This is a genomic window from Mesorhizobium sp. M0018 (genome assembly GCF_040323955.1).
In the GTDB taxonomy this organism is placed as follows: Bacteria; Pseudomonadota; Alphaproteobacteria; order Rhizobiales; family Rhizobiaceae; genus Mesorhizobium.
This window is the reverse complement of sequence record NZ_JAMYVL010000016.1, coordinates 114477-138343: the sequence shown is the minus strand read 5'-3', so window position 1 is coordinate 138343 and position 23867 is coordinate 114477. Positions and strand designations below refer to the sequence as shown.

Annotated in this window: 17 protein-coding genes and 1 pseudogene; 11 read left to right on the top strand and 7 right to left on the bottom strand. The window is 58.0% G+C overall.

What is annotated here, in order from left to right:
- A pseudogene (locus NKJ81_RS22185) lies at positions 1 to 319 on the bottom strand (calcium-binding protein); the annotation flags it as partial.
- Between the two features lie 939 nt (positions 320 to 1258).
- On the opposite strand from NKJ81_RS22185, the gene NKJ81_RS22180 reads away from it, so the two are divergent.
- From NKJ81_RS22180 to NKJ81_RS22165, 4 genes are read left to right on the top strand one after another with little or no spacing between them, the layout of a single operon-like run.
- Complete coding sequence (locus tag NKJ81_RS22180) at positions 1259 to 2479, top strand: glycosyltransferase (protein WP_352541729.1); 1221 nt, start codon at positions 1259 to 1261, stop codon at positions 2477 to 2479.
- The gene (locus NKJ81_RS22175; protein ID WP_352541728.1) at positions 2476 to 3732 is read left to right on the top strand and encodes an O-antigen ligase family protein; all 1257 of its coding nucleotides are present in this window, start codon (positions 2476 to 2478) and stop codon (positions 3730 to 3732) included. The genes NKJ81_RS22180 and NKJ81_RS22175 overlap by 4 nt, the downstream gene beginning before the upstream one ends.
- 4 nt (positions 3733 to 3736) lie before the next feature.
- Positions 3737 to 5731, top strand: coding sequence for an asparagine synthase (glutamine-hydrolyzing) (gene asnB / locus NKJ81_RS22170; protein ID WP_352541727.1), 1995 nt, complete (start codon positions 3737 to 3739; stop codon positions 5729 to 5731).
- Between the two features lies 1 nt (position 5732).
- A complete protein-coding gene (locus NKJ81_RS22165) occupies positions 5733 to 7949 on the top strand; it encodes a GumC family protein (RefSeq protein WP_352541726.1) in 2217 nt (738 codons plus the stop codon).
- 296 nt (positions 7950 to 8245) lie between these two features.
- Here the strand turns inward: NKJ81_RS22165 and NKJ81_RS22160 are convergent, their stop codons facing one another.
- From NKJ81_RS22160 to NKJ81_RS22140, 5 genes are all read right to left on the bottom strand, one after another.
- A complete protein-coding gene (locus NKJ81_RS22160) occupies positions 8246 to 9295 on the bottom strand; it encodes a class I SAM-dependent methyltransferase (RefSeq protein WP_352541725.1) in 1050 nt (349 codons plus the stop codon).
- A 99-nt stretch (positions 9296 to 9394) separates the two neighbouring features.
- Positions 9395 to 10444, bottom strand: coding sequence for a glycosyltransferase family 2 protein (locus tag NKJ81_RS22155; protein ID WP_352472464.1), 1050 nt, complete (start codon positions 10442 to 10444; stop codon positions 9395 to 9397).
- Positions 10441 to 11691, bottom strand: a complete 1251-nt coding sequence (locus NKJ81_RS22150) for an oligosaccharide flippase family protein (protein WP_352541724.1) — start codon at positions 11689 to 11691, stop codon at positions 10441 to 10443. Before NKJ81_RS22150 ends, NKJ81_RS22155 begins: the two co-directional genes overlap by 4 nt.
- A gap of 460 nt (positions 11692 to 12151) precedes the next feature.
- On the bottom strand, positions 12152 to 13255 hold the full coding sequence (locus tag NKJ81_RS22145; protein WP_352541735.1) for an NAD-dependent epimerase: 1104 nt from the start codon (positions 13253 to 13255) through the stop codon (positions 12152 to 12154).
- A gap of 279 nt (positions 13256 to 13534) precedes the next feature.
- The gene (locus NKJ81_RS22140; protein ID WP_352472466.1) at positions 13535 to 14245 is read right to left on the bottom strand and encodes a helix-turn-helix transcriptional regulator; all 711 of its coding nucleotides are present in this window, start codon (positions 14243 to 14245) and stop codon (positions 13535 to 13537) included.
- 286 nt (positions 14246 to 14531) lie between these two features.
- Here NKJ81_RS22140 and NKJ81_RS22135 point away from each other — a divergent pair, with 286 nt between their 5' ends.
- On the top strand, positions 14532 to 16271 hold the full coding sequence (locus NKJ81_RS22135) for a PAS domain S-box protein (protein ID WP_352472467.1): 1740 nt from the start codon (positions 14532 to 14534) through the stop codon (positions 16269 to 16271).
- A 183-nt stretch (positions 16272 to 16454) separates the two neighbouring features.
- Here the strand turns inward: NKJ81_RS22135 and NKJ81_RS22130 are convergent, their stop codons facing one another.
- Positions 16455 to 17132 carry a LuxR C-terminal-related transcriptional regulator gene (locus NKJ81_RS22130; protein ID WP_023675618.1) on the bottom strand — a complete coding sequence of 226 codons (678 nt, stop codon included), beginning with the start codon at positions 17130 to 17132 and terminating at the stop codon, positions 16455 to 16457.
- A 511-nt stretch (positions 17133 to 17643) separates the two neighbouring features.
- Here NKJ81_RS22130 and NKJ81_RS22125 point away from each other — a divergent pair.
- The 6 genes from NKJ81_RS22125 to NKJ81_RS22100 all read left to right on the top strand — a co-directional run bounded on the left by NKJ81_RS22125 (position 17644) and on the right by NKJ81_RS22100 (position 23823).
- Positions 17644 to 18366 carry a nucleotidyltransferase family protein gene (locus NKJ81_RS22125; RefSeq protein ID WP_023675619.1) on the top strand — a complete coding sequence of 241 codons (723 nt, stop codon included), beginning with the start codon at positions 17644 to 17646 and terminating at the stop codon, positions 18364 to 18366.
- Between the two features lie 53 nt (positions 18367 to 18419).
- Complete coding sequence (locus tag NKJ81_RS22120) at positions 18420 to 19556, top strand: DegT/DnrJ/EryC1/StrS family aminotransferase (protein WP_352472522.1); 1137 nt, start codon at positions 18420 to 18422, stop codon at positions 19554 to 19556.
- Positions 19553 to 20227 (top strand): sugar transferase, encoded by a 675-nt coding sequence (locus NKJ81_RS22115; RefSeq protein WP_352541723.1) that lies wholly within the window; start codon positions 19553 to 19555, stop codon positions 20225 to 20227. Before NKJ81_RS22120 ends, NKJ81_RS22115 begins: the two co-directional genes overlap by 4 nt.
- 74 nt (positions 20228 to 20301) lie before the next feature.
- Entirely contained in the window at positions 20302 to 21306 is a 1005-nt protein-coding gene (locus NKJ81_RS22110; protein WP_352472469.1) for an SDR family NAD(P)-dependent oxidoreductase, read from the top strand.
- Complete coding sequence (locus NKJ81_RS22105) at positions 21303 to 22574, top strand: hypothetical protein (RefSeq protein ID WP_352541722.1); 1272 nt, start codon at positions 21303 to 21305, stop codon at positions 22572 to 22574. Before NKJ81_RS22110 ends, NKJ81_RS22105 begins: the two co-directional genes overlap by 4 nt.
- Entirely contained in the window at positions 22561 to 23823 is a 1263-nt protein-coding gene (locus NKJ81_RS22100; RefSeq protein WP_352541721.1) for a polysaccharide biosynthesis/export family protein, read from the top strand. The genes NKJ81_RS22105 and NKJ81_RS22100 overlap by 14 nt, the downstream gene beginning before the upstream one ends.
- Positions 23824 to 23867 lie beyond the last annotated feature (44 nt).

Genomic DNA, 23867 nt, shown 5'->3' with positions numbered 1-23867 from the left:
TCTTGGCGCCTGGAAAATGCTCATGGATCCAGTCGGATTCCGCCTTCAGGTTCTCGGCGGTTGCATAGGTGCCCCACCTGCCCGTGGGATCGGGCTCGTCAACAAGATAGAACCCAAACACATTCGGATTGCCGAGGAAGGGGGTCATTTTCTCGATGAAGGATGAAGTTACGCCCTCATGCTCATTGAGATAGACCAGGCCTTTCATGCCATCCGGCAATGCGTCGACCAGCGAAACATACTGAACGTCAGCTAGATTGAAGCCGGCGGTTGCGATTTCGGTGGCAGAACCACCCGATGCATAGTGCAGAGTTGCCATCCATAATCCCTCATTTTGATTCGATAGCGCCCCGCGGATGTCTGCCTACTAGAGGGTGTATATTAGCGCCAAATCACATACCTGCAGGCTCTGATAGAATGGTTGATCGCCAATAGGAATGCTGCACGGAAGGAGTAACTTCCATGGACATAATAAATAAGTAACAAGAATATGATCCCATCAAGGGCCGTGCTTATCCATCATATCTGGTTAGATTGAAAGACAGATAGTTAAATATCTAGAGCGTATCTTGCAGATCGCTGAAATAAACTTGTAAATTATGTTTCTATCTAACTGTTCACCCGCGCATTGAGAGATCAGACAGACGTTCACCTAAGAGCCAGACCCCTCCACAGTCTCAATCCCGCAACCAATTAGTTGTGGATAATTCGTAGGTGTCCGCGCGTTCGTCGCGTGAAATCGGTCGGCAGATCAGGTCGCCGGCGTCGGAACGGTCCGAATCGGCTTATCCGCTGGTCGCAAGGAGGCAGGTTGCGCCAGGAGTTGTGGCTGAGGGGTCGACTATCATGCCTGGTAGCACAAGCGGGACAAGCTGAGGCGCGAACCCGGACCGGGAGCTTAGGAATCCGACGCGCCCAGCGTAGAGCAGCCGTACAACGCACGACTGTCGGAAGCGCTTTCTTCGGTTGCCTTATCAGTTGCAAGTCCGGCTTGGCCGAACCCCTAGAGTTCGAGGCGCAATTCATCACCGTACCCGTTCCTATGCACCACCAGATGCCGTCGAGGCGGTTCGCGATACCCGTAAGGCCGTGATCCCCATGCAGTTTGCCTCATTCAAACAGACGAGGACAGTATGCAAGCCTCCTCCTACCGTATCCTTTCACGCGCACAGAAGTAACGAAGCAAAACCATGAAAGCAGATGCGAAAGGCAGTTACTTCACGCGACCGGAACACGGCGCACGGACGGGAGCTTCGGGATGAATCCGCATCTCGTTTGTGTGGGAGGCGAAGATCACGCCCTGAGAATTCCGTTCCTAATGTCGCTGCGCGAAAGCGGCTTCCGGGTCACGGCAGTTTCAACCGGCGATGAGGCTGCGTTTTTGCGGCATGGCATTCCGCATCGCCGCTACGGTTTCGACCGATTTGCCAGCGGCACTGGCGAGTGGACCGCTGTAAGAGTGATTCGGAAATTGCTTGCGGAACTCCGGCCTGACATCGTCCAAAGCTTCGATACCAAGCCTAACCTGCTGACACCCATTTCGGTGCGCGGAACGGTCCCGGTCGTGCGCACGATCAACGGCCTGGGCTGGACATTCTCATCGTTGGAACCGCGGGCTCTGGCCTTACGTCCAATTTTTTGCGGACTACAATGGCTTGCCTCCTTCTGGACGGCAGCGACGGTATTTCAGAATCGGGACGATGAGGCTTTCTTCAAGCGCTTTCGATTGATTGAACCTGGCAGCGGAAGAGTGATCCGCAGTTCTGGCATCGATGTCGATGCGTTCGCTATGGCCAGGCAGCTTGCTCCGCCGGCGGCGAAAATGCGCCAGGAACTCGGGCTCCAGTCAGCAGAGATCGTAATTTTTGTGGGCCGGCTAACCCGCCAGAAGGGCATCCCGACGCTGCTCCAAGCAGTCCCCCGCGTCCTTTCTAAAAGGCCTAATGCGCGTTTCGTGCTTGTCGGCCCTTGGGAGTCCGAAGGTCCATTTGCAGTCGACAAGTCGGAAATCGATAGACACGCTCCTCATATCATCGCGCTAGGCCCACGACGCGATGTTCCAGCCCTTCTTGGCATGGCCGACGTGTTCGCCTTCCCCACACAATATCGAGAAGGAATCCCGCGCGTCTTGCTCGAGGCAGGGCTGGCGGGATTGCCCATGGTCGCCTCAAAGATGCCCGGCTGCAATGAGGTGGTCGAGGATGGATGGAACGGCTACCTAGTCCAACCCTACGACGCCGATGGCCTTGCATCTCGAATAGTCGACATCCTGTCCGACCGCAGTCACGGAAAAATCATGGGCGGTCGTTCTGTCGAACTCGTCCGTGAGCAGTTCGCGCTGCCGCGGGTGGTCGCTCAGTATTGCGATCTGTACGAAAATATCCTTGGCGCCAAATCCCACGGTGGCCTCGCCCGACCGGCGTATCCGATCTTAATTAGAGACGATGCTGTCAGCGGTAGATTGGATGTGCGCCGATGATCCGGGACGCGATCCTGGCCTGCGGGCTCGCAACGACCTATGCGGAGCAACTCGACATTCCCGGGTCGCCCTTGGGGATTGGCGAACTGTTCCTCGTGCTTTGGATCATGCTGTCGATCGCGCGCGTCCTTGCCGGCGGTCGCCTGGAGACCAGGCCGGCGCTGACACTCCTTGCAAGTTACTGGACGATCATGGCGCTGGCTCTGGGGGTCGGCACCGTTGTCGGCTATCTGACCACAGTTCTATACCTGACGGGCCTGATGCACGATACGATGGCCTACCTGCTGTTGGTCAGCGTCACCTGCCTTGCCGTTGCAGAACCCGACGCCGACCGCCATCTCCGTCGTACTGGCTGGTGGGTCGTGGGTATCGCGAATATGGCCCTTGCCATTCAGCTGGGACAGGGCTGGGGCTGGATCCCCCGAGCTGGCGTCGATCCCTGGTACTGGGACCGCTTTCGCGGCTGGTCGCACAATCCAAACCAGCTCGCACTCTACTGCGCAATCTTTGGCCCGCTAGCCTTGCATCTTGCGACCACCACCAGCAATCGATGGGGCAGGTTTCTTGGGATCGCCAGCTTGTTCCTAACCTTCTATGTCGGGAGGCTGACAAAGAGCGATACCTATTTGTATACCAGCATCCTGACCTGCCTGACGTTCCTCGGGCTGCGGATCAGGACATGGCTCAAGACCGGTGGCAACAGGGGCAGCTTTTCACGGCAAGCCGTCCTCCTGTTGCTCGTCGGTATCCTTCCGTTGGCGATCGCGATAACCCCCTACGCCGTGACGGAGGCGAGCGTCCTCGAAAACTTCGCCAAGGGCCTGACCAAGGACAAGGGCGGCGAGGCCACTGCCGAAACCGCCGCACTCCGCGTGCATCTCTGGGACGAAGCAATAGAGAAGGGCGCGGAATCCGGGTCGTTGGGCCTTGGTCCAGGTCCGCATCTCGAGCGCCCATCAGTGTTCGAATCGCAATTTCTGGAACGACCCTTCGAGGCTCACAACACGATCCTCGACCTGTACACTCAAGGTGGACTTATTGCGGTTCTGGCGCTGGTCTGGATCGTCAGCGCCGCCATCGTGTCGGTATGGCGTGCGAAGCTCGACGCGCTGTTAGCGCTCGTGGTGTCAATCGCTATTTTCGGAATGCCGCACCTGATCATCCGTCACCCGATCGTGTGGTTTGCGCTGACCATCTGCCTTGTCGCCGGTGCTCCGAAAGCAGTTTCTGCAATCTCCAACAATCCGGGTTAATGGCATGTGTGGTATTGCCGGAATTCTTCTTGCCCCCGATTCAGCCGACACGAAGCCGCTCAAGGCAATAGAGCAAATGACGGCCGCGCTTCGTCACCGCGGACCGGATGGCGAGGCATTCTGGATACATAGCGAAGCCGGGCTTGCCTTCGGTCACAGGCGTTTGGCCATTGTTGATCTGTCGGAGGCCGGCCGCCAGCCAATGCATTCCGAAAGCGGCAGATACGTCATTACGTTTAACGGCGAAATATACAATTTCCGCGATCTGCGCTGCGAACTGGAAAGTACAGGTCGTCATTTCAGGGGCACCAGCGATACCGAGGTCATGCTTGCCGCTATTGAGAATTGGGGCCTCGAAAAAGCACTCACACGCTTCGCCGGCATGTTCGCGCTAGGACTGTGGGATCTGAAGACGAGGACGCTCCATCTCGCCCGCGACCGAATGGGCAAAAAGCCGCTTTATGTCGCCTCAACACGTGATGCGCTTGTTTTTGCCTCTGAGTTGAAGGCGATCACCCGTTTTCCAGGTTTTTGTCAGGAGCTCGATATCAATGCGGCCGCGGCGATGCTTTCGAACGGATGGGTACCGGATGACAGCTGCATCTGGCGAGGCGTGTTCAAATTACCGCCGGGTTCGGTCCTGTCGGTGACGGCCGCTGACTTCGCCGCGTCGCGAAGTGCCGCCTCGCTAGCGCATCGTATTCGATACTGGTGGTCGCTAGCCGAAACCGCCACCAAAGGGCGGGCGGAGCAGGTCGTCGGCAGTGACGAAGAACTTACCACTGAACTGGATGGCCTGCTTCGACTTGCCGTTCGGGAGCGCATGATCGCTGACGTTCCGCTCGGGGCCTTCCTGTCGGGCGGAATAGACAGCTCGACGGTTGTAGCCCTGATGCAGGCTCAATCGGACAAGCCGGTGCGCACGTTCACGATCGCTTTCGGAGAGGGCGGGTTCGATGAGGCTCCCCACGCGGCGGAAGTCGCGCGGCATCTGGGCACCGACCATACCGAACTCAACCTTTCGGCTGCCGTAGCGCGCGAAGTCATTCCAGAATTGCCGCAGATCTGGGACGAGCCTTTCGCTGACGAATCGCAGATACCAACTCTGCTGGTGGCGCGGCTCGCCCGCCGGCACGTTACGGTGGCTCTGTCGGGTGACGGTGGCGATGAATGCTTCGCCGGCTACGCCCGCCACTTCATGGCTGCCCGCCTGCGACGACAGCATACTCTGCCGTCGGCACTGCGTCGGGCGCTCGCGGCAGGCACTGGGTTACTGGCCCGTGCAGCCCGTCACGATCTCGTCGGGAAGCTGCCGCTTTCGGAGGGTGCACGGCATGCGCTGCGGGGCGACCGGCTGGATCGCCTCGCTCAGCTGCTCGCTGCAGCCGATGAGGACGAGTTGTTTCGGCGACTGACGAGATCGTCGACCGAGAACCTCAGCCTGCACCAGCCCCCCTCATCAATCCACGTCGAGCACCGGCTTGATGGGCTGCTGTCCCGTCTTTTGTATGACGATATGGACGGCTACCTGCCCGGCGATATATTGGTGAAGCTGGACCGCGCCAGCATGGCCAACAGCCTCGAGGGGCGGTGCCCGCTACTCGATCATCGGGTTGTCGAATTCGCCTGGCGCCTGCCGACGAATACCAAGGTTCGTAATGGCAAAGGTAAGTGGATCCTTCGTCAGTTGTTGCGCCGGTACGTTCCGCAGCGACTGATCGAGCGGCCAAAGCAAGGTTTCGATGTTCCTATAGCAGTCTGGCTGAGGGGCCCGCTGCTCAGTTGGGCAAACGATCTTGTCGCCGATATGCGCGTCTCCGGAGACGGAATTTTCGACCTTGCGAAGGTGGATGCGTGCTGGCGCGGTCACGTCGATGGCAGGCACGACCATTCTCGCGAATTGTGGCCGGCTTTGATGTTCCAGGCCTGGCACAACGAGGCAAGGCGGCCATCGCCGCCAGCAACGGGTTCTCGCGTGCCCGAACTTACAGGAGATTAAGATGGAAGGGTCCATAGTTAGCCGCATCCACCTTCCGCACGTTACCGAAATGCACTTGCCTGCGCGCGAAATCACTCCGCGCATGAAACGGCCGTTGCGTGAGCATATGGACACGCAAACCCCGCTCCATCAGCTCCTCGTTACCCTCTCAAGAAAAAAGTGGTTCCTCCTGGCCATGGTCGTCGCAGGCGGTGTCTTGGCCGCGCTTGGAGGGCTTGCACGGCCTGCCCTATACGAGGCCACCACGCAGGTAATCGTCGACGCACCTAGTAGAGCAGCCCCTGCCGGCGGCTTGATCTCTGCTCAGGATCAGCTGGATTCCAGCATTGACGACCATATCACCATGCTCTCATCGCAAAGCCACCTGCGAAGCGTAGTGGCAGCGCTGCGCAAAACGGATGCTGCCAATGGTGCTAAACAGGCTGGTGCTCGAACCGGAAACCATCCTCCGAAGCCTGTTGGCGTCAAGCCGCTGAATTTGCGCTCGGTTCCAGCCGATTTGCTGGCCAAAATTTGGCCGCGAAGCACGCCGGCGGAGCCAGATGCGGCTGAACTCAAGGTGCTGCGTGAAGGTATGAGGATCGGCCAGGAGCTGCGATCGAGAGTTATCAGTGTCGGCTTCACCGATCACGATCCGGCGCGAGCCGCTCTGATCGCCAACACGTTCGTCGAAGTGTATATTGGCGATCTGGCAAGGAAAAGCCAAGCGTCGGACAGGCTGGAACTCGACTCGATAGTCTCCGGGCTGCCGACTATACAAAGCAGTCTGGCAGAAGCGACCGATCGTCTGGAGAGATATCGGTTGAGCCATGGCGCGGTCGATCAAGGTGCGGCGGACAATGCTGCCAAGGAGACAGCCGAACTCACTCAGCAAATTTCCTTGTCGAAAGCGGACCTCTCCGCAACGGAATCTCGACTCCAACACATTCAGGACTTGCGAAAGGGGGGCGCGCCCGTTGCCTCGGTAGCCGAAGCCATCGGATCACCCTTGCTGGCCGATCTCTTGGCAGGCCAGGCCAACGGCACGGCAGATGAGAATGTCACAAATGCGATCGATCGTGAGATCGAACAAGAAATCGCCCGCGTCGCTGCTGAGGCAAACATCTATCGCTCCCAGATTGCGGCGCTGCAAAAGCGTAAGGATGTCCTAGATGCGGTTGTGGCCGATACAGCCGGCCGGCTTTCCGGACTGCGTGCACTCGAGCCGCAGGTCAGCATCCTGACGCAGCGCTACAACGACCTTTTGACCCGGCAACAGGACTTGATGCGGCGTATTGCAAGTCCATCCCCCGGAGTCAGGCTTCTCTCAGCGGCGTGGCCCCCTACCAATCCAACGACTCTTTCGCCAATTTTTCTTATTCCGCCTGGCATGGTCGTGTTTGGCCTGATTGGAGGGATTTTCATACTTGTCCGCCAACGCTTCGATCGCACATTGCGCGGAGAGGCCGAAGCTGAAGCAGCGCTCAAGGTTCCGTGCCTCGGGCTAATACCCCAGGCTCCCACAATGCACGCGAAGCGACTGCAGCAGCTGGTTTCAGGCCAGCAGGGGTGCAGATACAGCCGCGCCGTGACGTCCCTGCTTGTCGCCGCGGCGCCCCAACAGGCAAGGGATTACTCGAACATAATCTTGATAACATCCTGCGGTGAGGATGATGGCAAGACCGAGCTCGCATGGAGCATGGCCTTGGCGGCCACCAGACTTGGAGGGCGAGTACTCTTCATTGATCTGGACCGCACGGACCACCGCCTTACGGGCGAGTTTGTGAAGGAATTCAGCGCACGTAAGCCGCACAATTTTTTCGGAGACTATGTGAGTGACCGTTGTGCACTGCACGATGCGATAGCAGGAATGTCGGCGATCGGGATCGACTTCATGGCGCTCGCACCGTCGGAGGATCTGCTGCCCTTGCTGTCCAGTGTCGACGGCTCCCCTTTCAAAGATGAACTGCACTCGATCTATCGGGTCGTCATCATAAATGGACCGCTGGGGCTTGAGGGACCAGAGGCCAGGCTCCTGACAGGCTGGGGTGACGTGGTTCTTTTCGCCGTTCGCTGGGCGAAAACGCGACGCAGCATCGCGCGAGGCGTTCTGGACCTGCTTGCGGGCGATGCACCAGCTTCGGTCCCCGTCGCAAGCGTTCTCACGAAGGTTAATCTCAGGAAGCACGCTGGTTACCGGTTCGGGGACAGCGCTGACCTCTTGCTGGAGAGGACATGACGAGCGCGGCTCTTGTTGTTGCGCACTTCCCGCTTGGTTGAAAATCACCGCGCTAGGCGCTGCGCCGATCGGCTGCTGGGCGCGGGCCATCCGGCAGTAGCTGGGGTTGTCGCGGAGAGATCCATCCGGAGCGTGGGTCCGAAGTGTCACAACGGAACCTACGGCCAGGAGCCGCCGGACGGGCATTCATGAATTCCGGACCCCCATCTGAGGCAACGCGCCTGACGCCGTCCTTCGTCTGCTTGGCATTCACCGCGCGCCTAGTGGTGTCGAAATCACCCTTCACGCGGACCCGCTCATCGCTGCTTGGCTTGGCGATGAATCCGTAGCGCAGGTGACGAGACTTTGTCGATCTTTGCCCAGAGTGCGCTCCCCCCCATCGTCGATGCATTCCTGATCGCGTATGCCCATGCCGGCAACCGCGATGGTGAAATCGCAAGGGCAGTCAAACCTTGCGCAATCCGTTGCGCTTTGCTTCGCGGCAGGGCGCGCACGAACTCACTCACGCTACCTGGTTTCTCTCCCTTTCGGAAAAAGCTGTGGACGATGTCTTGTTTCAGGAATTTGGCGAGATTGAACGGCTCCCGTTCGCACTTGCTCAATTGCAAGCCGTGCCGCTGACATATGGCATCGAAGGCTTCTTTCGTCCATCGGCCGATGTGGTTTGGTGGCATGTCTATGAGCGAGCCATGGGACTCCATGTAGTAAGTTCTGTTTTCATTTGGCACGGCGATAAAGGCAGATCCTTGCGCCTTCAGAAGATATTTCAATCGAGCAAAAACGTCGTCCACTTGGTCCATATGCTCGAAGACTTGAAACATGAAAATAAAGTCGAAGGACTCTTTCATAGAATCGAAGCTGTCCATCCGAAAATCGCCTGAATAGGTCTTAAAGCCTTTCGACGCCAGTACAGACCTCGCCGTTTCGTTGTAGTCGACCGCAGAGATGTCGGAAACATGGAAGAATTTATTCTTGATGCGATCGAGAAAATATCCGAACCCAGACCCCACTTCGAGGGCAGTTTTTCCGCCAGTCTTCAGGCCCGCGAGCTCTTCGAGAGTCCTTGAATATTCCCATTTCATGGTCGGATAGGAAGGGTACGCCCAGGCTAAGTTATAAAATTCAACGCCGCCAGCGACGAAGGGATCTGCAAAACCGAATCCGCAATCTGCGCATTTGCGGATATCGCATGTGTTGCTGCCCCAGAGATCCGACAGGTGGCTTGTTAATTTTCGAGAGCGATCGGGGTCCTGACGCGGATTGATGAAATGTCGAGAGGCCTCATCTGCTGTCACTTCGAACAATTTCGCGGTTGATACACTGGCACACGCCGGACAAATGGTCATCTCGCTTACCCCTAAAGGCCAGACCGAAGGAAAGCCGCCTTCGACGGTATATGATGCGCCCCAGCCCGCCCGCCGTCGCGCTCGACGATGCCGCCATGCTCAGAAGCTAAATCGTCTCAGGCTACGCAATCGACCCAGTCTCGGGCGGATCGCGAACACGTAAGTAAGAATGTGCTGGCTCGCTATTTTCATAACTGACGGGCGAAGAATTTGCATCGCATCTCGGATCGTCGCCCGCCAGGGTTGCTGGTGGAATCTGCTGGGAAGACGAGCAACCCGCAGCGCCCGTAACAGAGTCTCAGGGCAGGGAAGATGTTTACGATCCTCGATGAGGTTCCAGTTAAGCTCTTTGACGGCAAGCGTTACCTGATCGACCTCATCGAAACTCTTGGTTGTAGTGATGCTCGGGTGGTTCGTCGCGTCGTAGAAGATCAAGCCATCGTTTATCGCGACCATGTCTCCGTGGCAGGCCAGATCGACAAAGAACAGCTGGTCGACTCCAGCTGGGATTGAATTATGGGCGCGCATCAGGCAACCCGCGTGAATGACGTCGCGGTTGATCAAAAGCGTCGATGGGATGATCCCAAGGCTCCGCGTCGTGCGGACCAGATAGAGGTCCGTCAGGCATTGCTGGCTTGAGTAGACGGAAATTCGTTGCCGCCCCTGCGGTGGCAATCGGAATTTCATCCGATCGTCCTCAATTATATTGGCTGCACAGGTCATGAATGCAGCTGAGGGATGCTTGGTGGAAACCTCGGCAAAGGTCTTGAGTGCGCCCGGAGCGAGCCAGTCATCGTCATGGAGCAGCTTGATCCATTTTCCGGCGCAAGCGAGCATGGCATTGTTGGTATTCTCTACCTGACCGCGGCCCCGGCAGTTTTCGACAATTCGGATGCGAGGCTCGGTCCGCGCATACTCGGCCACGATTGCCCAGGTCGGTCCGTCCCGGCCCTCGTCGTCGCTGACGACCAACTCCCAACTGGAAAAATTCTGACTCAGAATGCTATCCATTGCCCGGCGGATCGTGTCCGGTCGGCGAAAGGTTGGGATTGCAACTGAAATGAAAGGGCGCAGTCGCGAAGCATCAGCGCGATGATGTTGGTCAACCACAGCGGTCGTTTGGAGCTGATCAAGCTGCGATTGTTTCATGGTGCTTTTCCCTCGAGATGATGACCTTGTTTTGGTATGGCAGCTCCCGCTGGTTTAATGGCATGGCTCAAAATATACAGAGAGGCCGCCGTTTTCAGTGCAAACCCGACGCCGCCGCCGGCCGCCATCAGATAAATGACCTTGAGTGGTTCCCAACCTGCCTCAGCACCGGCAAGAAGCGGACCAAACACCAGCGCCGTCCGCGCGCCATCGACGAGAAGCCGTAGCTCCTGCCGGCGCAGGAGAGCTGGGACATCTTGAAGCGGCGTCGCCAACGCCTGCGCAGCCCCCATGAACGCCAGCGCGGTCATAATGTCTGCGGCGGGAACCCAGGGCGGGCCCAGCAGGGGGACGACAATATATGGCGCGGCCAGGCCAAGCGCCAATATTGGCAATGCAGTGAGGCCGGCTGAAAGCATCAAGAGGCCGCGTGCGGTGCCGAGCAGATGTCTGCGATCACTGTTTTTGTTCGCCTCGGAGACAAAAACATTGCTGAGCGGGGTGGCGATCAGCGTGACCGGCGCAGTCACCAGCCGCGCTGCCACTCCCAGGTAACCCGCAAAAGCGGCGCCAAACAGCGAACCAACGAGTATTGCGGGAAGATTGATAATGGCGAAACTCGCGAGAGCTGAGGGAATGTCAAATAACGGAAACTTGTATTCTCGCCTGGCGACGGCAAAGACGGTACGCCACGGCGCTCGGGCGACGCCGTGTAAGTCCTTCCAGCTCAGAATCCGAGAGCCGAGGAGTCCGATAAAAATAAATTGGCTCAGGATATGGGCATGCACCATCGACTCACCTCCGAAATGGGCGAGCCCAAAAATCAATTGCAGCAGGGCCATGGTCGCCGGCAAGATCAGGCGGCCGAGGGCGAAGTCTCGTAGCAGGCCTGCGCGCAGGCTCCAGCAGTTCATGGCTTCGACGAGACCTGCGCCCGCCATCCCAAGTGGAACGAGCCAGGCGAGGTGGCCGACCCGCGCTGGAGCGATGCTCGCCCACAGCAGTCCTGCCGCAAAGGCGAGGACACTCGTCACCGACACAGCCAGGAGAATGAGCTTAACAGTCACATACGCCCGCGCATTGTCCTTGACACCATAGAGAGAGGCCTCGAAACGCAGTGCTGCGATCGCGCCGAGGATGTTTACGATCGAAAGATAAATCGTGAAGATCCCGAAATCTGCCGGGGAATAGAGCCGGGCCAAAACGGGAATAGCGGCGACGAGAGTCAACTGACCGGCAATCGCCATGGCCGAAACGCCTCCTGCCGCGCGCAGAATACTGCCGATCGGGCTTGGAGGAACACGGGTGATTATTTTCTCGACCGTAGGAACCGTCCTGGATCTCAGAAAGTAGCTTTGGGACATGAGCTCGCGATTCCGAGGAGGCAAAATGCGGTTGACCGGAGCTTACGATGGGGCCTGAACGTCACCATCATCCATCTGAATGACATCGTTCGGCGGAGCGGCGATGTAGCGAATTCTTTGTGCTCCGGGCGGGGCACAACTGCAGCTCTGAAATTGAGACCGCTCGTTGGACTTGCCCGCGATGAACTGATTTCTGCGGGGATCGCGCGGGCATCGATGCTCGGGAATGTCGTCGTCACGTTATGCGGTACCAACTGGATCTTTTGACCAGACCAGCAGCCGCGACAAGGATGGCCGACGCGCGGATTCGTCGCTCCGACAAGGCGCGGATTACACGGTGGGCTTACACATGCATTAACGTTTGTTGCTGTGTGCTGGCTGCGATGTTCGTTCCATGAAAGTCCCGGTACCATTCGACAAAGCGTTGCACTCCGTCCTCGAGCGTTGTCGCCGGGGCGAAGCCGACAGCGTTACGAAGATCACTCACGTCGGCGCGAGTCTCCAGAACGTCGCCCGGTGGTAGAGGCACTTCCACGCGAATCGCCCGGCAGCCAAGGGCGGTCTCGATGAGCGAAATCAGCCGGTTAATCTCCTCCGGCCGGTCGTTGCCAATATTATAGACGCGGTACGGTGCAGAACTTGTGGCGGGATCTGCGGTAAGAAAATCCCAACCCGGGTCGGGTCGCGGCGGTGCAGCGAGTGCTCGAACCACCCCCTCAGCGACGTCGTCGATATAGGTGAAGTCTCGCCACACGCGGCCGGCATTGGCTACTTCGATTGGTTTCCCCTCGATAATCAAACGCGTGAACATGTAGACTGCCATGTCGGGCCTGCCCCAGGGGCCATAAACGGTGAAGAAGCGTAGTCCGGTCACGGGCAAGCAGAATAAATGACTGTATGAATGCGCCATGAATTCGTTTGAACGCTTGGTTGCGGCGTACAGACTGACAGGATGGTCTGCGCCGTGATGCTCAGAAAACGGTGTGGTTCGATTTGAGCCGTAGACGGAGCTCGACGAAGCGTAGACGAGATGACTAACGCCGAAGTGCCGGCAGCCCTCAAGGACGTTGAGAAACGCCACTATGTTCGATTGCACATAGCAATGCGGGTCAGCAAGTGAATGACGCACGCCGGCCTGAGCCGCGAGATGGACAAAGTGTGAGGGGCGAAATTCTGAGAACAGCAACTGAACGCGGGCGGCATCCGCCAGATCAATTCGCATCGAAGTGAAGCCCGGCTCGGCACAGAGACGTGCAAACCGCGCTTCCTTGAGTCGTGGATCGTAGTAGGGGGTGAAATTGTCGACGCCGATGACTTCGACACCCAGACGCAAAAGCCGCAAGGCGACGTGAAAACCAATGAAGCCTGCAGCACCGGTGACGACGATCGGTCCTATCGGGACGAGTTCCTTCACGGCGCGGTCTGACCGGGATCGGGCGGTTTCCATATTTTCCGCAGAAAGAACGGAACCACCGTTTAAATCATGATCCAATTTTTTGCCCCTTCGACGTCACTCGACAGTGTCGAATTGCCTATTCCGAGATCCCGGCCAATTGTGCCGGGATGTTATGTGCCGGGGCGTCGGCGTCGGCACAGGTGAGCAGGCGCCGGCCACGCGCTGCGCAACGTGACCTGCCAAGCTAGGTTGGAACGGCCTCCAGCACCGGTCGACCAAGCCCCGTCGCATGTGGATGCCGCCAACTAGACCCCAACAACTGCGCGGCCCTTACGGCAGGACCGAAATACGCCCAAGAAGGGCCACCAGTTCCGCCTGGCGTTTTGTTTCGGTCTTGGCGAACAGCGAGGCAAGCTGGGAACGGATCGTGGTGCGGCTGAGACGCCAGCTGCGAGCGATCTCCAAAGGTGCGTCGCCCTGGGCCAAGCGCAAGGCGAGGTGCGTTTCTGCGCTCGTCAAGCCAAACATTCTTTGCAGCGTCCGAGGATTTGGCCCCGACCTGTTGTCGCGATCCAGCAGCGCCACAATGCTTGTTCCGTCGGGAGCGATAACGCCGTTCTCGTTCAGTATCACCGGTCGGTCGCCCCTGCTGCGGATCACCACCCAAGACAATGAGCCCGGCAGGAATTGGCCCGGAACATTCGCGATCAGCCGCCTTAGGGCGGCCGTAAGTCCGCTCGCCGTGTCGGCCGCTTCGCCCTGGCGCTCAAGCGTGGTTTGGGCGGCTGCGTTCCACTCGACTACTTTTCTTTCGCGATTCAACACGAGATAGCCACAGCCAATGCGATCAAGCACGCCGGTTATGGATTCCAGACTGCGGCCTTTTGGTTCGCCGAACCTTGCGCCCAATGGATCCGATGCGCGATCGGGAAGGTGACCAGAAGAGGGCCGCGTATTCCGCGCTTCAAAATCATACTTGGTCCTCGTAACAATATACCGATTGTTCGAAGAAGCATCGACCTGTCTATCGATCAGATTCATTTTCTACCCCTAACCCAAAGTTTCACACGCCCGAAATAAGTATTCGGGATTCATGTAGTCTTCTATGTGTAGCTGGATTATAGTCTTCTATGCGCTGACGGATAATACGTTCATCATCACCTTGAAAACTTAATATGATCCGACAGTTCTAAGGCAGCTCTTAGGCCCCGCTGCGTCCGATAAAATGCGCGCTATGATAGCGGTATGGCAATCCGGCAGTGGTACTAAGCTGTACGTTTTTTGCTCTAGTCTCGACGGGCTAGTCAGAAGGTTGTAGTCTGTGTCCATGAGCTCGCAGTCGCGCAGGTCGAATTCGAACCCGTCGGGCAGATTGCTAACTCATATTGCGTCTGCATCGGTGTTAGCTGCCACACTGATATTTGAAATAAAATCGTCAGCCTATATTGGGCAAGGCGCAAGTTTTCTGGAATTTATTCCGGCTATTATTATTATCGCTTATCTCGAAGACCGCGTACCTGCGCTCGCTGCGACCATTCTGATGGTTGCTGTCGGGCTGTGGGCACGAGGACACGATCAGATTTCAAGTGGAGACTGGGCACGCGCAATCCTGCTTCTGGTTTCGGGTGGCGTGATTGCCATGACCTTCCATCGTCTGCGGCAGGACTTGCGTGAGTTGCTGGAAGTCGCGGAGGCCAGGCTCGCTGCCGTCGAGGCGACCGAAAGCCGCTATCGTTGGGCCTTCGAACGTGCTGCCATGGGATTCGCGAACACCAACAAGAAAGGTGAGTTGCTGCAGTCCAACAGACGCCTTTGTGAGATGACCGGGTACAGGGAGGAGGAGCTTGCCCAATTACAGCTTGATACGCTCGCCCATCCGAACGACCGGGATACCTTGGCGCAATTGCTGGCGAGGCTGGGCAATGACATTTCTTCGTTCGTTTCGGAGGTGCGTCTGTCACGAAAGGACGGTACGGCATTCTGGGCCAGGCTAACGCTTTCTTCGTCCGTGCCCGAGGGTGGCCTCTCGGAGAGCATCTTCGTGGTGGTCGACGATATTTCGGAACGACGCGCTGTTCACGAAGCGCTTCGGGCCCAGAAGGAATGGCTGGACCTCGCTCTGTCTGCTGGACGCTTGGCCACGTGGCGCATAGACCTTAAAGACGGGATAGTCACGGGCTCGGACACGTTCTGGGACATTCTCGGCCTGGCCCAGGCCAATAGCCGCAGTTTGGAGGAGCTGTCAGCTGTCGTTCATCCGGCGGACTGGCCGAAGCTGGCGGCATCGAGAAAGGCCGCACCATCGGTCACGAATTACGATGTCGAGATACGCGTCCGCCGACCGGACGGACATATCCGCTGGGTTGCGCTGCGCGGAAGGGAGGAAAGACATGATGATGGTGGACAGCGGCTTGGAGTGGCCGCCGACCTGAGCGAGAGACGACAAACCACGCTGCTGCGCGCCGCGGCAAAGAAGCGGGAACGCATTATGCTCGAACAACGCCACAGGTTCGGCAACGTTTTCGCGGTGATCACTGCGCTCGTGAAAATGGTCGATGCTCCTGGAAACAATGTTGCCAAATACAAGGAAATGCTGATCGACCGGATACGCGCGCTTGAGGCAACCCATCTGCTTCTTTCACGCAACGGCAGCGTATCGGGGACGCTAAACGATCTCGTTGCTCAAGAATTGCAACCATATATGGGAACACGCGCCATATCGGTCGGCGGTCCTTCCGTGACGATGTCGGGAGGCGCCGCCGAGAGTTTTGCGATGATCGTTCACGAGCTTGCCACCAATTCCATGAAGTATGGAGCGCTTGGCGATCCAAAAGGCCGGATCGACGTAAGCTGGACGTTCGCACCTGAAGACACAGGCAGCGAGATCGGGTTCGAGTGGGTGGAATCGGGGCGGCGGCGGACCTCGAGCGTAGTCCGTCATGGCTTCGGTTCCATGATAATCGGAGTGGATGGAGCGCCGCTTGTCGGTCACTCTCCCAGGCTGGAAATATCGGACCAAGGGTTGCGGTATTCGCTGCGGCTGTCACGCAAGGAAATCGGATTGTAGTGCAGTGCTCCAATCGGAAAGCAGATATCTAAAGGCGGGTCGCGCTGAGCGGCCTTTGAGATGCGCAGGGTTCCTTCCAAGAATGTCGTCGGCCCAAAGCTGCGCCGCGGCTTTGGGATATGCAGTAAAATGCATGAGGAGTCTTGCGACGCCGTTTGCACGTCCAAAAGGACGCGCGGCGCTCTAGCTGGCATGTCTCGAAAGCCAAGTCTTCAGCATAACGGCAGCCTCGGTCCGATTGCGTACCCCCAATTCACGCAGAACCGCAGCAGCGTGGATTTTCGTGGTCGCCTCCGCGATTTCCAGATCGCGCGCAATTTCCTTGTTTGAATAGCCTTCCGCCATCAGCTTGAGGACTTCCTTTTGCCTCGAAGTCAGCCTGCCAAGGTTGACGCCAGCGGTACGCCTCTGTGGGCCTTTGTCGTCGGAATGGGTATGCGCGTGGGTTGTTTGCGTCGCTCCCGGGCGTGACAGAAGTGCAGGAACATAGATGCGGCCGGAGAGGATTTCATTGACGGCCAAAACAACCTCTTCGTCCGTCTGCGATTTTACGATGTAGCCGTGAAGCCCGATCGACAGAGCTGTGAGTATTTCCGAGCGTGAATCGTTTCCGGAAACGATCGCAAATCGCGTGTCCGGATAGGCAGACAGGATCCCGCCGAGCACTTCTTGATTGAACAGGCCCGGCATATTCAGATCCAGGATCGCAAGATCCACGAACGACTGCTCTGCCAGCAAACTGAGCACCGCGTCGAAACAGGACGCTTCAAAGATCTCCACACCTGGAATGCCTGCGGTCAGTGCCAATCGCAAGCCGCGACGATACAAGCCGTGATCGTCGGCGATGACGATTCGATACATTGAACTACCCCAACGCCTATCTGAATGGATTGAACGGTAATGGCCTGAAAATCGTGGCCATCCACTCGTCGATTCATCCAGCCGACGCTGCGGCACCCCCAACACCGCAAACGCCAGATTTCTAATATAATCTTAAATGACGGGAAACGCTCCTCTTTTTTTGCCCCTTGTGAGCGAAACCCGCCGAACGTCGTCGAACATACGTTCTGACCTTTTGGACAGCTGACAGACCGGCCGGTCGTTCAGCAGTGCTATAGGCCTAAAGATATAGAACAGCAAAACGGCTGAATTGTTACCATTCGAATGCACGACGACATCCACCCTGACGGCCACATACCATCCAGATGCAATGTCCGGATCAGGGGACAGTGGAGTAATCTCACCGGTCTTCTACGGGAAATCTCACCGGTTCTTCTGAGGGGACAAGAACGCGTTTCCCGGGTGCTGACCAGGGCAGGATAGCCGGCCCGTGACGATGGCGTTCAGGCCGAATGAACAAGGGAGGACCAGGATGAAAGCGGTTATTCAATGTGGAGGAATGGGAACACGCCTCCGCCCCTTCACTTCGGTCTTGCCGAAGCCGCTCATGCCGATCGGCGCACGGCCGGTTCTCGAGATGCTTCTGAAATGGTTGCGACGCAACGGCATTCAGGAAGTTTATATTACAACCGGGTATCTCGGCCACTTGATCCGCACCGTGTGTGGAGATGGCTCGCAGTGGAACCTGAAAATTCGATATACGCAGGAGATGGAGCCGCTTGGCACCATCGGGCCACTGTCTTTGATCAGGGATGAACTGACGGAGCCATTCATCGTTCTCAATGGCGATGTCCTCACGGATCTAAGCCTCAGTCGATTTGTAGCAGCGCACCGTAAGCACACCGATCCAGTGACAATCGCAACAGCCTGTCGCCTGATCAAGATGGATTTCGGCGTCATCGACGAAGTCGACAATACCGTGCAGGTCTTTCGCGAGAAGCCGACGCTTTCGCATCTGGTCAGCATGGGAATTTACTGCATGAACCCGGATGTTCTGCAGTTTATCCCATCCGGCATACCCTTTGGGTTCGACGACCTGATGCTGCAGATGATGCAGAACGGCACAACCGTGCACGTGTACAAGCATGAGGGTCTCTGGCTCGATATCGGGCGCGTCGACGATTTTCAGAACGCACAGACCATTTCCTGGGAAGACCAGTCGGCCTCGATCGAGGTCACTGCGACGGCTGCATGATGATGATGAAGTCACGAGCCCGGTTCCCACAGTTATCAGTCTAGGAGGTTGTGATGCTCTTGGTCAGTGCCCCGATCTTGGGTGTGCCGGAGAAGACTGCTTTGACCAGGGTCATCGACAGCGGCTGGCTGACCATGGGGGAGCAGGTACGAGCCTTCGAACAAGCTTTTGCCGACGTTCATGATGCGGAGGATTGCGTCGCGGTCAGTTCTTGCACCGCAGCGCTTCATCTCATTTTGCACGCACTTGGCATCGGACCGGGCGACGAGGTGCTGGTGCCATCCTTGACGTTCGTGGCGACCGCAAATGCGGTCCTCTATGTCGGTGCGACGCCGGTTTTCGTCGACATCGAGTCAGCCGACGTGCCGCTGATGTCGATCGTGGAAGCCGAAGCGAAATGCACGGCCCGCACCAAGGCAATCATTCTCGTTCATTTCGCCGGCTACCTCGCCGATCGGGAACAATGGCAGAGGTTCGCCCGTGCCCGGGGGCTACACATCGTCGAGGACGCCGCGCATGCGCCGGGCTTGAAGGAGGTGGGGACATTTGGTGCCGCGGCCGCCTTCAGCTTCTACGGCAACAAGAACATGACCACGGCGGAAGGCGGGGCTGTGATCGCCAGGGATGCCGGTCTGCTCGAGACAATCCGCCAGGCGCGTGGACATGGGATGACCACCGGGACACGTCAAAGGCTGAACAGCCGCACCCCTCAGTATGATGTCACCATGCTCGGATTCAACTATCGCATGGACGAATTGCGGGCTGCGATCGGACTGGTCCAGCTGCAAAATCTGCAGGAGTGGAATGAGATCAGGCGTATCCTGGTCATGCTGTATCGTCGTCTCATAGCGAAGCATTGCCCAGCCGTGACCATCCCGTTCCACGAGCCGCGGACGTCGGCCTACCACATCATGCCTATCCTTTTGCCACGTTACGCCGACAGGCAAGACGTCATCGACGCACTGCGCGGGCAAGGGATACAAACCACTATCCACTACCCGCCGGTGCACCAGATGACGCTCTATCGTGAGCTCATTCCCGGTACTCACTTACCGCGCACTGAAGATTTCGCCCAGCGCGAACTGACTGTACCGCTGCATCCGCAGATCACCGCACCTTTGGTCGAAACGGTGGTGGTCGCTCTTGCCGCAGCGGTCAATAACTGCGCTCAGACAGGAACAGCCGCATGAATGCCCTGGACCTAGCCATTCACAGGCCTAACGGCTCGAGCGCCGCCCATGGGTCTGCGAGACGAGCAATCGATCTCGTCATTGCTGCAGCCGCTGCGATCGTCTTCGCCCCGCTGATGCTGCTGATTGCCGTGGCGCTGCTGCTGGAAGGCGGTCGGCCCATCTTCTTCGCACAGACCCGCGTCGGGGCCGGTGCTCGCCCATTCCGCATGTACAAGTTTCGCAAGTTCAGCGTGCAATGTGACCCCGGTGGCTTGGCTCTGACCATGGCCGATGACAGCCGCATGACGCCGATAGGACGGTTCCTCGCGGTCACCAAGTTCGACGAACTGCCACAGCTTTGGAACGTCTTCAGAGGCGAGATGGCAATCATCGGGCCACGCCCGGAGAGCCTTGCCTTCGCCGACTGTTTTCGCGGGGGCTTCGAAGACATTTTACAATACAAGCCAGGCTTGCTGGGTCCAGCCCAGGTTCTCTTCCGGCATGAAGCCCGTTTCTATCCGCGATCGATGGACCCGCTACTGTTCTATCGCCAGGTTCTGTTTCCTGCCAAAGCCAGGCTCGACCTTTCCTATTATCCGCAGCGCACGATCGGGTCCGATGTTGTGTGGATGGTGCGCGGCTTGCTGGCGGTGCTTGGGGTGGTTTCGCCGTCGCCGATCGGAACTTGAGAGCAGGTGGAACACCCGCACTCTCGTGGATTTGCAAAGTCAGTGCCTCACGTCATAGGGGGAACGCTTGGGTCATGGCATACAAGGGCAGGAAAGTTCTGGTTACCGGTGCCGACGGATTCATCGGGTCGCATCTCACCGAAGCACTCGTCCGTAGCGGCGCGGACGTCACTGCGCTGGCTCTCTACAATTCCTTCGACAGCCACGGCTGGCTGGACGATTTGCCGGACACCATTCGAAGCCAGTTGAACCTCATCCGCGGCGATGTTCGTGACAGCGCCTTCCTTAACCGGATCGTGCGTGGCCAGGCGGTCGTGTTTCATCTCGCCGCACTGATAGCTATCCCATATTCGTACGCCGCGGCCCAGTCCTATGTAGAAACGAACATCCTGGGCACGGTCAACGTCCTCGAAGCGGCGCGCCAATGGGATACGGAGCGTGTGGTGCACACCTCGACAAGCGAGGTTTATGGCACCGCGCTGACAATGCCTATCAGCGAATCGCACCCGTTGCAGGGACAGTCACCATATTCGGCATCCAAGATCGGCGCGGACATGATGGCGGAGTCCTACGCCAGATCGTTCGACATCCCTGTGGTTATCATGCGGCCCTTCAATACGTACGGCCCGCGCCAGAGTGAGCGGGCCATAGTACCGACCATTATACGCCAGGCTCTCGACAAGAAATGCCCGGCGATCATGGTGGGAGACACAAGCCCGATCCGCGATCTTACTTTCGTGGAAGACACCGCGGCGGCGTTTTTGACCGCAGGTTCCGCCGAGCTCGAATTTGGCCATGCCTACAATGCCGGAAGCCAGCGCGCCGTGACGATCTCGGACATATTGGATCTGGTGATCGAGTTGAGTGGCTGCAAGAAACCAATCCACCGAGACGAGCGCCGCCTGCGGCCGCAGAATTCCGAGGTGCGTGCCTTGCTGGCCGATTCTTCGCTCCTCGAAAGCAAGACTGGATGGCGTGCCCAGACCAGCCTGCGCGAAGGCCTGGAGCGGACCATCGGATGGTGGCAAGGGCGCCTCAGCGAAGGCCGGGTGCGACACGAGATGGGCTACATGACATGAGCTTTCGCCCGGGAGGATTGGCTCTGTTGATTGCGGCTGCCTTGTCGTTGGATTTGACCGTGGCAGGCAGTCGGCAAAGCAGCGCGTCGAGACAATTTGTTGCGCCAGTGACGATGGACTTGCCCGATTATCTCCAACCCGCGACCGACCCAGCCTTCGGGACAATTTTCATGCGCATTACCAAGCCTGGGGCCCTTGGGAATGGAGTCGTATGCGAGAAAAAATTCTGCAGCCACCGTTATTCCAGCGCCCAGGCCTGGAATTCGGACCAGACTCTCCTCGTCATCACCAACGGCTGCAATGGCATGTGCTTTTTCGACGGGCAGACCTATGTCCCGCTCTTCCGTCGTGCTCGATCGGCTGAATGCGAATGGCATCCGCAAAATGCCGATCTGATGATCTGCGTTCAGGACCGGAAAATTTCGACCTGGGCGCCGCGGACCAATCGCGAAGACGTCCTGTTCGTTTCACCGAATTATCGTTATCTTCAGTTCGGGCCGTCCAAAGGCAATCCCAGCCGTGACGGCGATCGCATAGCAGTGCGCGCAATCCGTGGGGATGGCGCGATGGTTGTATTTGCCTATGATCTCAAGCAGCGCCGGAAATTTCCGGACATCGATCTTGCTCAGCTTGCCGGAACCGTCAGCGCCTGCTCGATCTCCCCGCTCGGTGCGAACATCCTGTGCTTTCAGAATGTGAACGAGGACACAGAGCAGCGGGCTATTTTCTCCGTCGACGGGACGTTGCGGCAGAGGTGGACTGACCATCATCGCCCCGGCCATGGCGATATGACGGTGGATAAAGATGGCAGCGAAGTTTTCGTGGGCATCAGCAAGTCCGACCCTGACAAATATCACGTCATCAAAAGGAGGCTGGCCGACGGAAAGGTCACCTCACTTATGAAGTTTGGCGAAGCCGAGCATGCATCCCTGCGGGCATTGGACAGGCGCGGTTGGGTGTTCGTAAGCTATGGCGGCAAGCCGGAAGAGATATCTGCCAATCCCGACTGGGCGCCATATGCGCGAGAGGTGATCGCGCTTCGCCTCGACGGCAGCGGGGAGGTTCGACGCGTCACGCAAACTCACAACGTCCCGTCCGATTACTGGAGCGAGACCCATGCCTCGCCATCCCCCGACGGCTCACAGGTAATCTGGTCGAGCAACTGGGGCGTGCCTGGCGGGCCGGTCTACGAATTCGTCACCCGTCTCGATTGGCCGGAAGAGCCGCGGTCGAACCAGAAGGAGATTGCCGCCAATGGTCCTCGTTGATCGAATGCTTCTTGTCGTGTTCGGTATGCTGGCTGCCATGAATACGGCTGCTGCAGCGGAACCGCGGGTCGCCTATCGACTTTCTGCCGGCGACACCGTCGAGATTGGAATTGCCTCCATCCCGGAGCGAACGCAACGTGCGGTGGTCCAGATGGACGGCACGATCGCGCTTCCCGAAGTCGGGATGGTTTCGGTGGGGGGCTTAACTCCGGCTGAACTGCAAACGCGCATGCAGACGATCTTGCCGACCAAGATATTCCACCAGCGTCTGCCTGATGGGCGGGAGCAAATGATCGTCATCAAGCCGACAGACGTGACCGCCGTGGTTGCGGAGTACAGGCCGATCTATGTGACCGGCGACGTGCTCACTCCCGGACAGCAGGCCTACCGCCCGCTGATGACCGTGCGGCAGGCGATTGCCGTGTCAGGCGGTTTCAGCCTTTTGCGGTCCCGGGCAAACCAGGTTGGCCCGGATCCGGTGGATCTGCGGCGCGATTACGAGTCGCTTTGGGGGGAATATACGAGAGATTATTTTCATAGCGCCCGCATCCGCGCCGAACTTCAGGACAAACCGACTTTCGACATGCAGCCACCACAAGGATCTCCCTTGCCGGCAAGTTTTGCGTCGGCGATCGCGCAGGCTGAAGCGGAAGGGCTGAAGCTCTCGTTGGACAACTTCCGGCAAGAGCAGGGCTTTCTCGAAAAAAGTGGCAAGGATGCTGCTGCACAAACCGAGACCCTGCTCAAGCGCGAGCAGGCCGAAGCGGATGGAGTGAAGGCGGACGAAGACGAGCTGGCGCGCGTAAGGAAAGCGTTTGAGTCCGGAAATCTAACCAATACCCGGCTTGCCGATGTCCGGCGCGCTTTGGTTCTTTCTTCCAGCCGGGCACTCGAAACGTCGGTTGAGCTTATGAGAGCACGACGTCAGCAGGACGATTTTACCAGACAGCACGAACGCAATGTCAACCAAAGAAGAATGGGTCTGCTGACTGAGTTGAAGGATACCAACGTGCGTCTTGCCGACGTTGGCGCAAGACTTCGCGCCGCCAGCCAGAAGTTGCAGCCCACGGGAGCGGCCGCTCTGCCGTTGCCGGTTGCCGGCGAAACGATCCAGGCCGAGGTCACGATCATTCGCAAGGTCGGCGAAGAATGGCGAAAACAGCTTGCCCAAGAAGACACCGAGGTCATGCCGGGAGACACGATCGAGGTCAGATTCAGCAGCGCTCTCGAAAATGCGGCGACCCGATAGATCGGCTGCGCCCCGATCCAATCGGCCGCCGCGCTGTCGGTTGA

Bases quoted from the DNA above. Each gene is read 5' to 3' on its own strand.
- NKJ81_RS22180 (WP_352541729.1), top strand. From the start codon at position 1,259: ATGAATCCGCATCTCGTTTGTGTGGGAGGCGAAGATCACGCCCTGAGA.
- NKJ81_RS22175 (WP_352541728.1), top strand. From the start codon at position 2,476: ATGATCCGGGACGCGATCCTGGCCTGCGGGCTCGCAACGACCTATGCG.
- asnB (WP_352541727.1), top strand. From the start codon at position 3,737: ATGTGTGGTATTGCCGGAATTCTTCTTGCCCCCGATTCAGCCGACACG.
- NKJ81_RS22165 (WP_352541726.1), top strand. From the start codon at position 5,733: ATGGAAGGGTCCATAGTTAGCCGCATCCACCTTCCGCACGTTACCGAA.
- NKJ81_RS22160 (WP_352541725.1), bottom strand. From the start codon at position 9,295: ATGACCATTTGTCCGGCGTGTGCCAGTGTATCAACCGCGAAATTGTTC.
- NKJ81_RS22155 (WP_352472464.1), bottom strand. From the start codon at position 10,444: ATGAAACAATCGCAGCTTGATCAGCTCCAAACGACCGCTGTGGTTGAC.
- NKJ81_RS22150 (WP_352541724.1), bottom strand. From the start codon at position 11,691: ATGGCGATTGCCGGTCAGTTGACTCTCGTCGCCGCTATTCCCGTTTTG.
- NKJ81_RS22145 (WP_352541735.1), bottom strand. From the start codon at position 13,255: ATGGAAACCGCCCGATCCCGGTCAGACCGCGCCGTGAAGGAACTCGTC.
- NKJ81_RS22140 (WP_352472466.1), bottom strand. From the start codon at position 14,245: ATGAATCTGATCGATAGACAGGTCGATGCTTCTTCGAACAATCGGTAT.
- NKJ81_RS22135 (WP_352472467.1), top strand. From the start codon at position 14,532: ATGAGCTCGCAGTCGCGCAGGTCGAATTCGAACCCGTCGGGCAGATTG.
- NKJ81_RS22130 (WP_023675618.1), bottom strand. From the start codon at position 17,132: ATGTATCGAATCGTCATCGCCGACGATCACGGCTTGTATCGTCGCGGC.
- NKJ81_RS22125 (WP_023675619.1), top strand. From the start codon at position 17,644: ATGAAAGCGGTTATTCAATGTGGAGGAATGGGAACACGCCTCCGCCCC.
- NKJ81_RS22120 (WP_352472522.1), top strand. From the start codon at position 18,420: ATGCTCTTGGTCAGTGCCCCGATCTTGGGTGTGCCGGAGAAGACTGCT.
- NKJ81_RS22115 (WP_352541723.1), top strand. From the start codon at position 19,553: ATGAATGCCCTGGACCTAGCCATTCACAGGCCTAACGGCTCGAGCGCC.
- NKJ81_RS22110 (WP_352472469.1), top strand. From the start codon at position 20,302: ATGGCATACAAGGGCAGGAAAGTTCTGGTTACCGGTGCCGACGGATTC.
- NKJ81_RS22105 (WP_352541722.1), top strand. From the start codon at position 21,303: ATGAGCTTTCGCCCGGGAGGATTGGCTCTGTTGATTGCGGCTGCCTTG.
- NKJ81_RS22100 (WP_352541721.1), top strand. From the start codon at position 22,561: ATGGTCCTCGTTGATCGAATGCTTCTTGTCGTGTTCGGTATGCTGGCT.